The organism is Phytoactinopolyspora halophila (assembly GCF_003287285.1).
In the GTDB taxonomy this organism is placed as follows: Bacteria; Actinomycetota; Actinomycetes; order Jiangellales; family Jiangellaceae; genus Phytoactinopolyspora_A; species Phytoactinopolyspora_A halophila.
In genome coordinates, this window is the sequence record NZ_QMIG01000052.1 from 1 (window position 1) to 13,468 (window position 13,468).

The following is a 13,468-nucleotide window of genomic DNA, read 5'->3' on the forward strand; positions in this document are numbered from 1 at the left end:
GCGAGTACTAGGCTCCATCATCGTCCGATGAACCCAGCACCCCGCCAGGATCCGAAGACCCACACAAGCCGACCTGTACAAGTGGATTAGTGTTCATGATCAGCGGGGATTTGGGGTGCCCGAGGCGGGACTCGAACCCGCACGCCCACAAGAGCAATGGATTTTGAGTCCATCGTGTCTGCCAATTCCACCACTCGGGCCGAGAAGAACCAGGATGAAGGGTAGCGCGGACCCCGGCGTCGCGCGAAATCACCCCGCCTGATCCTGCGACGACACGCCTCATCAGCGGGACATGCCCCGACCCTTCGTCTACAACGACGTCGGCAGCGGTAGGCTTCCCGCGTGACCGATACGCCAACTCCCGAGACCCAGACCGCTCCCGCGCGACGCGTTCTCGTGGCCGAGGACGAGTCGCTGATCCGTCTCGACCTGATCGAGATGCTCCGGGAGGAGGGCTACGAGGTGGTGGCCGAGGCAGCCGACGGCGAGACCGCCGTGCGGTTGACCGAGGAGCACCGGCCCGATCTTGTCGTGATGGACGTGAAGATGCCGGTACTGGACGGCATATCTGCGGCGGAGCGCATCGCCGGTCAGCGCATCGCGCCGGTCCTGTTCCTCACGGCATTCTCCCAGCGCGACCTCGTCGAGCGAGCCCGAGAGGCCGGCGGGATGGCCTATCTGGTCAAGCCGTTCTCCAAGTCGGACTTGGTTCCAGCCATCGAGATGGCGCTGTCCCGGCACGAGGAGATCCTCCAACTGGAGCAAGAGGTTGCCGACCTCGGGGAGCGACTGGAGACACGCAAGCTCGTCGATCGAGCCAAGGGCATATTGCAGACTCAGTTCGGCATGACAGAGCCGGAGGCGTTCCGGTGGATCCAGAAGGCGGCGATGGACAAGCGCACCTCGATGCGCAGCGTCGCGCAGGTCATCCTGACAGAGCACGCAGATTCCGACGAGGAATCCGGCCAGGAAGACTCGAAGGACGGCTGACGATCCGGCGGGCACGTCGGCGGATTCGCTGGGCACCTCCGGCGGTAAGCGTAGCCACGTGCGCCACGGTGGCGCTCGCGTCCTGTGGTGTCCTCGAAGACGCGGTCAGCGAGGGTGGAGAACCCTCGCGCGAGGCGAGCGTCGCCGTCCTCGTCCCGGAGGGTACGGCCAGCGGTGAGGGCGTCGCCACTGCTGTCGAGCTGGGTCTCGAAGACACGATCGAGCTGGACGGCTGGGAGGTCGGCGTCGAGCTGATCGACGACGACGCCTCCGAGCAGGATGTTGCCGACATCGCCGGGGAGATCGTCGACTCCGACGCGGTTGCCGTCATCGGAGGATTGTCCACCGAGACCGTTCGCTCGGCACAGCCGGTCTTCGATGCGGCGTCGTTGCTCTTCGTCTCGCCGGCTGACACCGTTCCGGCACACACCCGTGGCGCGGACGCGGCGCAGCCGTTGCGGCCGTACAGCACCTACTTTCGCACGGCGGTGAGCGCTGAACCTCCGTTGGAGGCCCTGGCCCGCCACGCCACCGGCGGGCTCGGCGCGGAGAGCGTCGCCGTGATCGACACCGGAGACGACGGCGAGGGCGACGTGTTCGCTGCCGCCGTGCGGGAGAACGGGGGAGAGGTGCTCCGGGTCGACGAGCGTGACGACGCGTCCGATGACGGTGACGAGAGCGACGGAGAGAGCGACGGTGAGGGGGACGACGGCAGTGACGACGGCGATGGCGAGGAGGACGGCGAGACAGCCGGCGACGAGGAAAACGGCGGGGCATCTGGCGACGAGGGCGATGGTGGGGCCGACGCCGACGCCGACGCCGACGCCGACGCTGACCCCGACGCGGACCGGATCGAAATCTCTGACGTCGGGCCGATGCTTGCTGAAGCGCGGGACAACGGTGCTGACGCTGTTTTCGTCGCCGGGCGTTCGGACGTCGCGGCACGAGCGGTCAACGAGGCGGTCCGGCAGGATATGGACGTCGAGCTGCTCGGCGGAACGGTGGTGAAGACGGACGACTTCCTGGCCGAGACCGGGTCGTCGGCGGACGGTATGTGGACGGCCGAGCCCGGAGAACTGACGCCGACCGAAGACGCCATGCCCGAGCAGCTCGAATCTCGCGTGGCCGACGCGGAGGCGAATGCCGTCGGCCCTTACGGCGCTGCGGCCTACGATGCGGCAACGGCCGTGGCAACCGTTCTGAACGGGTGCCTGCCCCCGGCGTCGTCGGCGCGAGATGCCCGGGAGGGTTGCACCGGGGAGATGGCAGAGGTGACGTTCGAGGGGGTCACGGGAGAGGTGACGTTCGACGATTATGGTGACCGGATGGACGCAGGTCCGCAGATCATGATCCTCGACGGCGGGACGTGGGTCCGTGCGGACTCCGATGGGTAGTCACCATTCGTTGCAGGCGAGGTCACAGTGTCCTAACAACCGGTGTTTATGGGAGCTTGCGAAGTGCGCAGGATGGGTGAGTCGGCATAAATTGCCTCAATTGCAGTGACGAGCCGTCCACTGGGCAGACCAGCAGGCGGAGTTGTCGGGAGGAGACGCGCTTGTTGCGGTTACGCCACATCGTGGTGGCGGTCGGTGTCACCTGGTTGCTCGCGCTCTTGGTTGGTGGTCCGGCTATGGCCACGTCAGCGGCGATGCCAGCTGCTACGTCAGCTGGTCCGTCGGCGGGCGCGTCGCTGGTCTCGTCGGGCGGTCTCGTGGCTGCCCAAGAGGAAGCGGACCAGGGTGTTCGTGGAATGCTCCGCGACGGCGAGGGTGAACCGATCCCGGACGTCACACTGACCGTCAGCGACAGCGCTGGCGACGAGGTGGGCCAGGCCACGACCGATGCTGATGGGCAGTGGATGATTCCCGTGCCGGAGCCGGGGACCTACACCATCCTCCTCGACGAGGGGACTTTGCCAGAAGGCGCCGAGCTGCAGGATCCGGAACGCAATCCGCTCGAGGTTCAGGTCACGTCGGGTCGAGTAGCGCCTGCGGTGTTCCAGTTAGGCGAGGAGGAAGAGGGCCGGCAACAGATCCAGGCCTTCCTTCGTTCGGTGGCGAACGGCATCAAGTTCGGGCTCATCATCGCCATGACAGCGGTGGGACTCTCGCTGGTCTTCAGTACCACCCGGTTGATCAACTTCGCGCACGGCGACCTGGTGGCCACAGGTGCCCTGCTCGCCTGGTTCTTCAACGTCGGCCTGGCCAACATGGGCGGACCGAGCATCCACCTCATTCCAGCATCGATCATCACGATCGTGCTGGTGGCACTGCTGGGTGCCGGGTTGGAACGCGGGCTTTTCCGTCCGCTGCGCCAGCGACGGCTGGGCATCTTCCAGCTACTCATCATCACCATCGGTGTGGGTCTGGCGATCCGCCACGTGCTCTTGTTGTTCTTTGGCGGCTCGCCGCGCACGTATCGCGACTTCGTGGGGCAAGAGGCCGTCCAGATGGGTCCCGTGTCGCTGACACCTCGCGACATGACCATCATGGGGCTGTCCGTACTGCTCCTGGGCGGGGTGGCGATGATGCTTCAGCGCACGCGGATGGGCAAGTCCATCCGGGCCGTGGCAGACAATCCGGCCCTCGCGTCGGCGTCGGGCATCGACGTGGACCGGGTGATCCTGACCGTGTGGATCCTCGGTGCCGGTCTCGCGGCTACCGGCGGCATATTCTTCGGCTCGGCGGTGTCCGCCGACTGGTTCATGGGCTTCCGGCTGTTGCTGCTCATGTTCGCTGCCGTGATTCTCGGAGGCATCGGGACGGCCTACGGTGCCATGGCGGGTGGTCTGGTTATCGGCCTGGTCACCGAGCTGTCGGTGTTGTGGTTCCCGCCGGAACTGAAGTTCATGTGGGCGCTGTTGGCGTTGATTGTTGTCTTACTGGTCCGGCCGCAAGGCATTCTCGGACGACGCGAGCGGGTCGGCTAGCAGGAGGCATGACGTGGATATCTGGGTAGCTCTCACGGACGGCTTGCGCGGTGCGTTCGGCCCGCAGGCAGCCGCGTATGCCTTGCTGGCCATCGGCCTGAACGTGCACTTCGGGTTCACCGGCCTGCTCAACTTCGGCCAGGTCGGCTTCATGCTCGTCGGAGCGTACGGTGTGGCGGTCACCACCGTCACGCTGAACGGCCCGCTGTGGCTCGGCGTCCTCGTCGGCCTGGGAGCGTCAATCGTTCTCGCATTGCTCGTGGGAATCCCGACCCTGCGGCTGCGTACCGACTATTTCGCGATCACCACGATCGCGGTGGCCGAGGTGCTACGGCTGATCGTGCGGTCGGGACCGGCGCGCGACGTCACGGGCGGGCCGTTCGGTCTGCAATCGACCGGCCCGTCGTTTCAAGACATCAATCCGATCCCTACCGGCAGTTATGGCATCGGGCCCGTGTCGTACCCGCACGGGCAGCTATGGTCACTGATCGTCACGTGGGGAATCGCATTCCTTGCCACGTTCGTGGTGATCATGCTGATGCGCAGTCCGTGGGGCCGCGTGATCAAATCCATTCGCGAGGACGAGGAAGTCGCGAGATCGCTGGGCAAGAACGTGTTCAGCTACAAACTGCAAAGTTTGATGATCGGCGGTGCCATCGGCGCCCTGGGCGGGATCATGTTCACGCTGAGCAGCCAGACTGCCAACCCTGACACCTACGATCCGCGCGTGACCTTCTTCGCGTACACGATTCTGATCCTCGGGGGAGCGGCGTCGAAGTACGGTCCGTTGCTCGGCGCGGTGCTGTTCTGGTTCCTCTACAGCTCGGTGAGTAGCGCGCTGCGGGAGGCCGCCGGCGCGGACCTGCTGCCCGACTTCATGGCCGAGGGTGGCGGGAGCGGCGCGACCATCATGACGCTGATCGGCGTGACACTCGTGCTGCTGATGGTCTTCCGGCCACAGGGCTTGCTGGGCAACAAGAAAGAGATGGTCCTCGGCGCTCGCTAGGGCGCAAGGCCGGCTCGACCGCGCTCGGGCGCGGCGCAAAGCCGGCTCGACCGCTTGGGCGCGGCGCAAAGCCGGCTCGGCGCCACACCCCGGCATCCCGCTCCGGGCATCACCAACGGTGCCTGGGATGCCGCTGTCAGGCGACTCTCCCGCTCTTAGAGCATCCGATGCACCTCAGAGCATCGGATGCGCTTCACCCGGACGGTTGAGGGCCAGGTGATTGTGGCTCAGGTGGTTCGTGCTGTGGCTCGGATGGTTCGTGCTGCGGGCTCGTAGTTTATGCCGTGGCTCGTCGCCAGTGATGGCCCGGCTTGCTGCGGCTGATCGTGATCGATGCGGAGTTTCGGTCGGTGGTGTGGGGCAAAATGGTCGTGATAGTGACCCATTCTCCGCACGGGGGTGCTGGAACTTCACGCACCATGGCCCGCGGGCAGGAGACATAAAAGTGCGGGCCCGGGATCTCTGTTGGATCCCGGGCCCGCACCGTCAACTGTGGAGTGTGCTCGACCGTTCTGCTGTCGGGTGAGCGCGTGGACCTACTGGAGGTCAGCCAGGTCGATGTCCTGGTCGCCGACGACCTCAAGGGAACCGTCGTCCTGGAACTCGGCGATGGCGTAGCGGCCAAACGCCGGGTCGGCCCCGTCGATCTCCAATGGACCACTGGCACCCTCGTAGTCGATGTCTTCGCCGTCGTCGAGGAGGTCACGGCATTCGGCGAACGTGGTGCATTGCTCGCCGTCCTTCGTGACGCCGTCGATCTCGTCGTTGATGTCGACCGGATCGACGGAATCCGCGGCGATGGTGGCAAGCGCGATGATAATCGTGCAGTCGTACGCCTGGCCGCCGTAGATGTAGTTGCCGGACTCGTCCTCGGGCAGCTGCTCTTCGAGACGGCTGTTGAAGTCCTCGCCACCGGCCGCGCCGATAACCGTCATGCCCGCGATGAATCCGGAGTCGTCGGGGTTGACGTCGTCGACCAGTCCGGGCCCGAAGAGTCCGTCGCTGCCGTAGATCTGATCGGCGGAGATGCCGGACTCGATCGCCTGCCGGATGAACGTTGCCCCTTCGCCGAACGCGATGACCACGACGGCGTCCGGGTCGGCGCCGGTCACGTCGGACACCTCGGGGGAGAAGTCGGCAGTCCGCGGATCGTAGTCGTTGCGCGCGACGACGGACCCGCCGGCGGCCTCGAAGTTCTCCTGGACGAGGTCGGCCAGGCCGATGCCGTAGTCGTCCGCCCGGGCGACGATCGCGATGTCCTGATGCCCGTCATTGAGCAACGTGTCGACAATCACGGGGGTGACAGCCTCGTCCGGGGGCACCGTGCGCTGGTAAAACTCGTTGGCCTCGTGCTCGGTGAAGTCGGGTGATGTGTTCGAGGCTGAGCACTGGACGATCTGGTTGTCGTGCAGGAGCTGGATGATCTCCTGCGACATCCCGGAGGCAGCCGCGCCCACGACGGCGTCGACACCAGCATTGATCAAGCGTGCGGTGTTCTGCTGGGCGATCGCGGCGTTGTTCGCTTCGTCACCGGTCTCAAGGGTGACGTCGCTGTCGTTCACACCGCCCTCGTCGTTGATTTCTTCGACCGCCATCTGCACGCCGGTGATCTGCGGTGCACCGAGGAAGGCGAGGTCGCCGGATTCGGGAAGCACGTAGCCGAGGTCCAGGACATCGTCCCGTCCGGGGCGGTCGATGTCGAGATCCTCTGGATCTGGTGATTCCTCTTCCTCCGCTGCCTCTCCGTCGTCCTCGGTCTCCTCGGCGGTTTCCTCAGAATCGGCGGCATCCGTATCGTCGTCGTCACCGCACGCGGCGAGCGTGAGCGTCAAAGCTGCTGCGGCGGCGATGCCGCGCAGCATTCGAGAGCGTCTCATTGGTTCCCTTCCCCTCCGTACAAGGTTCGTAGCCGGACGGTACACCTGCTATGTCACCTGCGCTACCACTACGGTTGTGGTGACACATAGATGTGATCGAGAGGTGACCTGGCAGCCATGCGCAGGTGATTCACGCCCGTGCGAGGCTGCCGAGGTAGAGTTCGATCACCTTGGGATCGTGCAAGAGATCCGGGCCGGGGCCGGTGTAGGCGTTGCGCCCTTGGTCCAGGACGTAGCCGCGGTCGCAGATCTGCAGGCAGCGTCGCGCATTCTGCTCCACCATGATGACCGAGACTCCAGCACGGTTGATCCGGCGGGTCCGGACGAAGACCTCGTCCTGGAGCGCCGGTGAGAGACCAGCCGAGGGCTCGTCGAGAAGGAGGACCGATGGTTCGGCCATGAGAGCGCGCGCCATCGCCACCATCTGACGTTCACCACCGGAGAGCGAGCCAGCTCGCTGGTTGCGTCGATCGGCCAGCGCCGGGAAGAGCGAAGTGACGAACTCGAACCGTTCGTCAAACTTGCGCGGTTCCAGGTAGAGCCCCATTTCGAGGTTCTCGGCGATGGTGAGCGACGGAAAGACGTTGTTGTTCTGCGGGACGAACCCGACACCACGGGCAACGAGCTCGTTTGGCTTGAGCCCGGTGATGTCCTCGCCTTTGAACCAGACTTTCCCCGACGTGATGCGCACCAGGCCGAACATCGCCTTGAGCAGCGTGGACTTGCCAGCACCGTTGGGCCCGATGATGCCGACGAGCTCGCCGGGGTTGAGATAGAGATCGGTCTTCTCCAGGATGTTCACGCCCGTGAAGTAGCCGGCCACGATCTCCTCCGCGCGGACGAGAGCGTCCTGCGTGCTGGCGGCCTGATCGTCGTTCTCGGTCATCGTCGCATCAGAGGTGTTCATCATGCTCACCGTGCCTCCGGACCGCTGGGAGTGGCGGCGGCATCGTCGTGCGTGTCGTCGTGTATGTCAGCGTGCTCTACCCCGGCGCTGGTTCGCTGCAACGTGGAATCGATATCCGTGAGCTGGCGCTCTTCGTCCTCCTCGGTGAGCGGCGCGTCGTGATGCTGGCCGAGGTAAGCATCGATCACGACGGGGTCGGCCATCACCACCTCGGGTGGTCCCTCGGAGACGATGTGGCCCTCCGCCATGACGACAACCCAGTCGGAGATGTCGCGCACCATGTCCATGTCGTGCTCGACGAAGAGGACCGTCATGCCCATCGCACGCAGGTCTTTCACGTGTGCGAGCAGTGTTTGTGTCAACGCTGGGTTGACGCCGGCCATCGGCTCATCGAGCATCACCATCGTCGGCTCCGCCATGAGGGCCCGGGCCATCTCCAGAAGCTTGCGCTGCCCTCCGGAGAGCGCGCCCGCGTACTCGTCACGCATCTGCGCGAGGTTGAAGCGTTCGAGAAGTTCCTCGGCGCGCTCGGTGGCGGCTTCCTCCTGTCGTCGCCACATCCAGGGGAACACTGCACGCCATGCCCGTTCACCCAGCTGGCCCGTGGTGCCCAGACGCATGTTCTCGATGACGGGAAGGCGCGTCAATGCCTTGGTGAGCTGGAACGTGCGGACCATGCCGCTGCGGGCGACGCGGTAGGGCGGCTGACCGGAGATGCGCCGGCCCTGGAAGGTCCAGTGTCCGGAGTTGGCGCGGTCGAATCCGGTGAGGACGTTGAACAGTGTCGTCTTGCCCGCGCCGTTCGGGCCGATCAGCGCGGTGATCGAGCCCCGTTGAATCTCGACGTGGTCGACGTCGACGGCGGTGAGGCCGCCGAACCGGCGCACGACATTGTCGGCGACCAGAATGGGGTCGCGTTTCGGTGCCCCCGGGGTGTGGGGGACGTCGGTGAACAGGTCGTGGGCTGTGGCCGGCGCGTTCATCGGCGACCAGCTCCCTTCTTGCCGACGAGGATCGCTCGTGACGACGTCAAGTATCCGTCGGGAACGGCGCAGTTTTCGACACCCGCCGTCGGACGGAACACGGTGACCGGAGCATATCCGCTCTCATGCGCCTTCGTGTACCACCACTGTGCGTCGTGCTCAGATGTGTCTAGACCGATATATTGCGGTAACGCTCATTCCGCCCGACATAATCAGTTTGGCCGATTTGCTGGGTAGCTGGGTCATGACGTGCGCGCAGCTGCGGCGCGGAGGTAGCACGTGATCCGGGCAGTGCAGACCTTGCGGCCGTCGTCGCCGGTGATGATCACGTCGTACGTCGCGAACGTCTGGCCCTGGTGCGCGGGCGTCGCCGTGGCCGTCACGTGGCCTTCGCGGACTCCTCGGTGATGCGTGGCGTTGATGTCGATCCCGACCGCGAAGCGATCGGGCTGGCCGTGCAGGTTTGCCGCGACCGAGCCGACGCTCTCGGCGAGAACGCACGAGGCGCCGCCGTGCAGGAGCCCAGCGGGCTGGGTGTTGCCCTCCACCGGCATGCGCGCGACAACGCGCTGCGCGCTCGCCTCGAGGTAGGCGATACCCATGCGTTCATCGAGGGGCGCGCGGGGAATGGCGCTGGAGACATCGGCGCGCGGGTTCGGCGCGTGCGGCACTGAGCCGTGCGTGCCCGGCCCGTGGTGGGGTTTTTCGTTCATGACAGTGATCCTGACAGAGCAGGTGCCGCGTAGACTCGGCGTGGGGTCCCGGACAGGCGCCCCGCGGGCTCTCGGCAGGCACCGCGCGGGCTCTCGGCAGGCACCGCGCGGGCTCTCGGCAGGCACCGCGCGGGTTCCGCGTCCTCGCAACCTGTGCGGCGGGCATGTCGGGGTGATGAGCGCGGGGACGTCGACGTGGTGGTGTCTCGGCGAAGGCCGGGAGACATTGTCAGCCGGGCGGATTAGGGTAGCGCCGTGGCTGATGTTGCTGATACCCCGCGTTTGCTCCTGCTCGACGGCCATTCCCTGGCCTACCGGGCGTTCTTCGCGTTGCCGGTGGAGAACTTCGCGACCACCACCGGGCAGCCCACCAATGCGGTCTACGGGTTCACCTCGATGTTGATCAACGTGTTGCGGGACGAGGAACCCACGCACGTGGCGGTGGCGTTCGACGTCTCGCGTACCACATTCCGCACTGAGATGTACCCGGAGTACAAGGCCAACCGGGTGAGTGCGCCGGACGAGTTCAAGGGCCAGGTCGAGCTCATCAAGGAAGTGCTTGCCGCACTGCGTATTCCGGTCCTGGAGAAGGACGGCTTCGAGGCGGACGACCTCATCGCCACGCTGGCGACACGCGCCACGCAAGACGACGTTGACGTCCTCATCTGCACCGGCGACCGCGATACGTTCCAGCTGGTGAACGAGCACGTCACCGTCTTGTATCCCAAACGCGGTGTCTCCGACCTGTCCCGCATGACACCCGAGGCCGTGCAGGAGCGGTACGGCCTGAGTCCGGAGCAATATCCGGATTACGCGGCGCTGCGGGGCGATCCCTCGGACAACCTGCCGAAGATACCGGGGGTTGGGGAGAAGACGGCGGCCAAGTGGATCGTGCAGTACGGCTCGCTGGACGAGCTGGTCGCCCGGGCTGACGAGGTGAAAGGCAAGGCTGGCGACGCGCTGCGGGCACACCTCGGTCAGGTGATGACCAACCGTCAGGTCACCGAGTTGATGCGCGACGTCCAGTTGGAGATTCGCACCGATGACCTGGTGCGGCAGTCCTGGAACCGGGAAGAGGTGCATCAAGTCTTCGACACGTTGCAGTTCCGGGTACTGCGGGACCGGCTGTATCAGACCCTGGATTCCACCGAGCCGGAGGTAGACGGCGGATATGAGCTCGATGTCGTGCGTTTGGCACCTGGCGAGATCGCCGACTGGTTGTCCATCCACGCATCGACGGGGCGAACTGGCGTGTCGGTACGTGGCACGTGGGCCCGGGCCACGGGTGATGTCACCGAGGTCGCGTTGGCTGCTGCGGACGGCGTGACGGCCTGGTTCGAGACCGCCCACCTCACACCCGAGGACGAAGCTGCGGTCGCCGCATGGTTTGCCGATCCCGAACGGCCCAAGGTGATGCACGAAGCCAAGGGGCCGTTGCACGCGCTCGCGGCGCGAGGCTGGCAGGTCGAGGGACTTGCTGCGGACACTGCGCTCGCCGCCTTCATCGTGCTTCCCGGGCAGCGTTCGTACGATCTGGCCGATCTGGTGCTCCGGCTCGTCGGGCGCGAGCTGCGTACCGAAAGTTCCACCGGCGCCGATGTGCAGCTCTCCCTCGACGGCGGAGACGAGGAGCAACTCGGGCGGGATGAGGCCGTTCGTGCCCGGGCGGTACTCGATCTTGCAGCCGCGCTCGACGTCGAGCTCGATCGTCGAGGTGGGCGCAAGCTTCTCGACGAGGTCGAGCTTCCCCTGGTCACCGTGCTGGCCGGACTCGAACGCACCGGGATAGCTGTCGATGTCGAGTACCTCGAACAGCTGGAGTCGTCGTTCGCGGCGTCGGTGGCCGATGCGGCGTCGGATGCTTACGCGGCGATCGGGCGTGAGGTGAACCTCGGCTCACCGAAGCAGCTGCAAGTGGTGCTGTTCGACGAGCTGGAGATGCCCAAGACCAAGCGCACGAAGACGGGATACACCACAGACGCGGAAGCGCTGGCCGAGCTCTACGCGAAGACCGAGCACCCCTTCCTCGAAGCACTTCTCCGGCATCGGGATGCCACGAAGTTGCGCGTCACCGTGGAGGGTCTGCTCAAGTCGGTTGCTGACGACGGCCGCATTCACACCACGTTTCACCAGACCATTGCCGCTACGGGGCGGCTCTCGTCCACCGACCCCAACCTGCAGAACATCCCCATTCGTACTGCAGAAGGCCGGCGGATCAGGGAGGCGTTCGTGGTTGGCCAGGGATATGAATGCCTGCTGACCGCCGACTACAGCCAGATCGAGATGCGGATCATGGCGCATCTCTCCGATGATGACGGGCTGATCGAGGCGTTCGCGTCGGGCATGGACTTCCATTCGGTGACCGCGTCGCGCGTCTTCTCGGTTCCGGCCGAGGAAGTCACCAGCGAGATGCGAGCCAAGATCAAGGCGATGAACTACGGGTTGGCGTACGGGCTGTCCGCTTACGGTCTGTCCAAGCAGCTGACGATCGAGGTGTCCGAGGCGCAGACGCTGATGGACGAGTACTTCGAGCGGTTTGGAGGGGTTCGGGACTACCTGCGTGACGTCGTCAAACGTGCGGCCACCGAAGGCTGGACCGAAACGATCATGGGTCGCCGTCGTTACCTGCCGGATCTGACCAGCGACAACCGGCAGCGTCGGGAGATGGCGGAGCGTATGGCGCTCAACGCCCCCATCCAGGGATCGGCGGCGGACATCATCAAAGTTGCGATGCTCGGCGTGGAGCGGGCCCTTCGGGAGGAGAAGCTGCGGTCGAGGATGCTCTTGCAAGTACATGACGAGCTCGTTCTCGAGATCTTCCCCGGAGAGCGGGAAGCGGTCGAAGAGCTCGTGCGGCGGGAGATGGGCGCGGCACATCAACTACGCGTTCCGCTCGAGGTATCCGTCGGCGTCGGCCAGACATGGCAGGAGGCCGCCCATTGAGCGGTTGATCCGCCGGACGAAATTCGGATTTGTATGGGGTAGTCAGCTTCGTCCATTTGTGACAAGCTCATGACCCAGGAGTAACCGGTCCCTTGCCGCTGGGATGGCTGCCATGTTCGGCGCGGGGTCAGGTTCGCTGCTGTGCGTTGAGTTGATGCGGAGGGTCTTCGTGCAGCGTGTAGTCCGTGCGGCTGCCGGCTTGGCGACGCTTGCGAGTGTGTTCTGTCTCAGTGGTGAGCTTGCGACACCGGAGGGGAATCACGCGACCCAGGAGGTCTCGAAGCGAGACCCCCTCGACCGTGACACTCCACCGGTCAGTGAACGTGCTTTCGATCAAGTTGGTGCCCAGACCGATCAATCGGCCCAAGTCGCCGCATCGGTGACGTCAGTCGAGGAGTTCTCGGCGGGTGCGCAGGACGCGGACACCGGGGATCATGCGTTCGGCGGGAGACGCCGTGCAGGCAGCGGGGGCGTGGCGATACCGGGCTTGGTGCTCGATGCATATGAGCGTGCCGCCGAGATCTGGAGCGAGCGTCAGCCGGGATGCAACCTTCGGTGGCAGATCCTGGCCGGCATCGGAAAGGTCGAATCCGAACACGCGCGCGGGGGTCAGGCCACCTCGGACGGTGACACGCGGCCACGCATCTACGGCCCCGTGTTGGACGGCGGTCCTGGAATCAGAGCCATCTCGGATACCGACGGTGGCCGCTGGGACGGTCACTCGAGCTGGGATCGCGCCGTCGGCCTGATGCAGTTCATCCCGGGCACCTGGCAGCTCTTTGGTGTCGATGCCACGGGGGATGGCGTCGCCGATCCGCACAACATCTTCGACGCGACGCTCTCGGCCGGACGCTATCTGTGCCTCGGCGGTGCTGACCTGTCCACGGACGAAGGGCTGAACACGGCTCTGTTCCGGTACAACGGCTCGGCGGCCTATGTGCAGACGGTACGCGCGTGGATCGATGCGTACGATCGCGGTGACTCGGAGGTCGTGGGCGAGCGCGGGCCAGGACCGGAGGTCGTGGACGCTCCGGATGCGATCGATGAACCGGCGAGTCCGGAGCCCACGGAGTCGCCGGAGCCCACGGAGTCGCCGGAGCCCACGGAGTCGCCGGAGCCC

At 65.5% G+C, this 13,468-nt stretch carries 10 protein-coding genes and 1 tRNA gene; 6 read left to right on the forward strand and 5 right to left on the reverse strand.

Features of this window, described 5'->3' with window-relative positions; all coding sequences use genetic code 11:
• Positions 1-116: 116 nt before the first annotated feature.
• Positions 117-200 (reverse strand) — tRNA-Leu (locus DPM12_RS22435).
• Positions 201-342: 142 nt separating this feature from the next.
• On the opposite strand from DPM12_RS22435, the gene DPM12_RS22440 reads away from it, so the two are divergent.
• The 4 genes from DPM12_RS22440 (at position 343) to DPM12_RS22455 (ending at position 4,925) form a co-directional block, all read left to right on the forward strand.
• Positions 343-990: an ANTAR domain-containing response regulator gene (locus DPM12_RS22440; RefSeq protein WP_112260575.1), complete on the forward strand. Its 648-nt coding sequence runs from the start codon at positions 343-345 to the stop codon at positions 988-990.
• A 68-nt stretch (positions 991-1,058) separates the two neighbouring features.
• Positions 1,059-2,384 (forward strand): type 1 periplasmic-binding domain-containing protein, encoded by a 1,326-nt coding sequence (locus DPM12_RS22445; RefSeq protein WP_158543014.1) that lies wholly within the window; start codon positions 1,059-1,061, stop codon positions 2,382-2,384.
• Positions 2,385-2,545: 161 nt separating this feature from the next.
• On the forward strand, positions 2,546-3,919 hold the full coding sequence (locus DPM12_RS22450; RefSeq protein ID WP_211659256.1) for a branched-chain amino acid ABC transporter permease: 1,374 nt from the start codon (positions 2,546-2,548) through the stop codon (positions 3,917-3,919).
• 13 nt (positions 3,920-3,932) lie between these two features.
• Positions 3,933-4,925 carry a branched-chain amino acid ABC transporter permease gene (locus DPM12_RS22455; protein WP_112260577.1) on the forward strand — a complete coding sequence of 331 codons (993 nt, stop codon included), beginning with the start codon at positions 3,933-3,935 and terminating at the stop codon, positions 4,923-4,925.
• Between the two features lie 536 nt (positions 4,926-5,461).
• Here the strand turns inward: DPM12_RS22455 and DPM12_RS22460 are convergent.
• The 4 genes from DPM12_RS22460 to DPM12_RS22475 form a co-directional block, all read right to left on the reverse strand.
• Positions 5,462-6,802, reverse strand: a complete 1,341-nt coding sequence (locus tag DPM12_RS22460; RefSeq protein ID WP_112260578.1) for an ABC transporter substrate-binding protein — start codon at positions 6,800-6,802, stop codon at positions 5,462-5,464.
• A 130-nt stretch (positions 6,803-6,932) separates the two neighbouring features.
• Positions 6,933-7,709 carry an ABC transporter ATP-binding protein gene (locus DPM12_RS22465; protein ID WP_211659257.1) on the reverse strand — a complete coding sequence of 259 codons (777 nt, stop codon included), beginning with the start codon at positions 7,707-7,709 and terminating at the stop codon, positions 6,933-6,935.
• Between the two features lie 5 nt (positions 7,710-7,714).
• Positions 7,715-8,692 carry an ABC transporter ATP-binding protein gene (locus DPM12_RS22470; RefSeq protein WP_112260579.1) on the reverse strand — a complete coding sequence of 326 codons (978 nt, stop codon included), beginning with the start codon at positions 8,690-8,692 and terminating at the stop codon, positions 7,715-7,717.
• A gap of 242 nt (positions 8,693-8,934) precedes the next feature.
• Positions 8,935-9,294 carry a PaaI family thioesterase gene (locus DPM12_RS22475; protein WP_342778824.1) on the reverse strand — a complete coding sequence of 120 codons (360 nt, stop codon included), beginning with the start codon at positions 9,292-9,294 and terminating at the stop codon, positions 8,935-8,937.
• Between the two features lie 366 nt (positions 9,295-9,660).
• Between DPM12_RS22475 and polA the strand changes: the two genes are divergently transcribed.
• A complete protein-coding gene (gene polA, locus DPM12_RS22480) occupies positions 9,661-12,348 on the forward strand; it encodes a DNA polymerase I (protein ID WP_211659258.1) in 2,688 nt (895 codons plus the stop codon).
• A gap of 217 nt (positions 12,349-12,565) precedes the next feature.
• On the forward strand, positions 12,566-13,468 hold a 903-nt coding region (locus DPM12_RS22485; protein WP_211659259.1), incomplete at its 3' end, for a lytic murein transglycosylase.

Bases quoted from the DNA above. Each gene is read 5' to 3' on its own strand.
- DPM12_RS22475 (WP_342778824.1), bottom strand. From the start codon at position 9,294: ATGGGTATCGCCTACCTCGAGGCGAGCGCGCAGCGCGTTGTCGCGCGC.
- DPM12_RS22460 (WP_112260578.1), bottom strand. From the start codon at position 6,802: ATGAGACGCTCTCGAATGCTGCGCGGCATCGCCGCCGCAGCAGCTTTG.
- DPM12_RS22470 (WP_112260579.1), bottom strand. From the start codon at position 8,692: ATGAACGCGCCGGCCACAGCCCACGACCTGTTCACCGACGTCCCCCAC.
- DPM12_RS22465 (WP_211659257.1), bottom strand. From the start codon at position 7,709: ATGAACACCTCTGATGCGACGATGACCGAGAACGACGATCAGGCCGCC.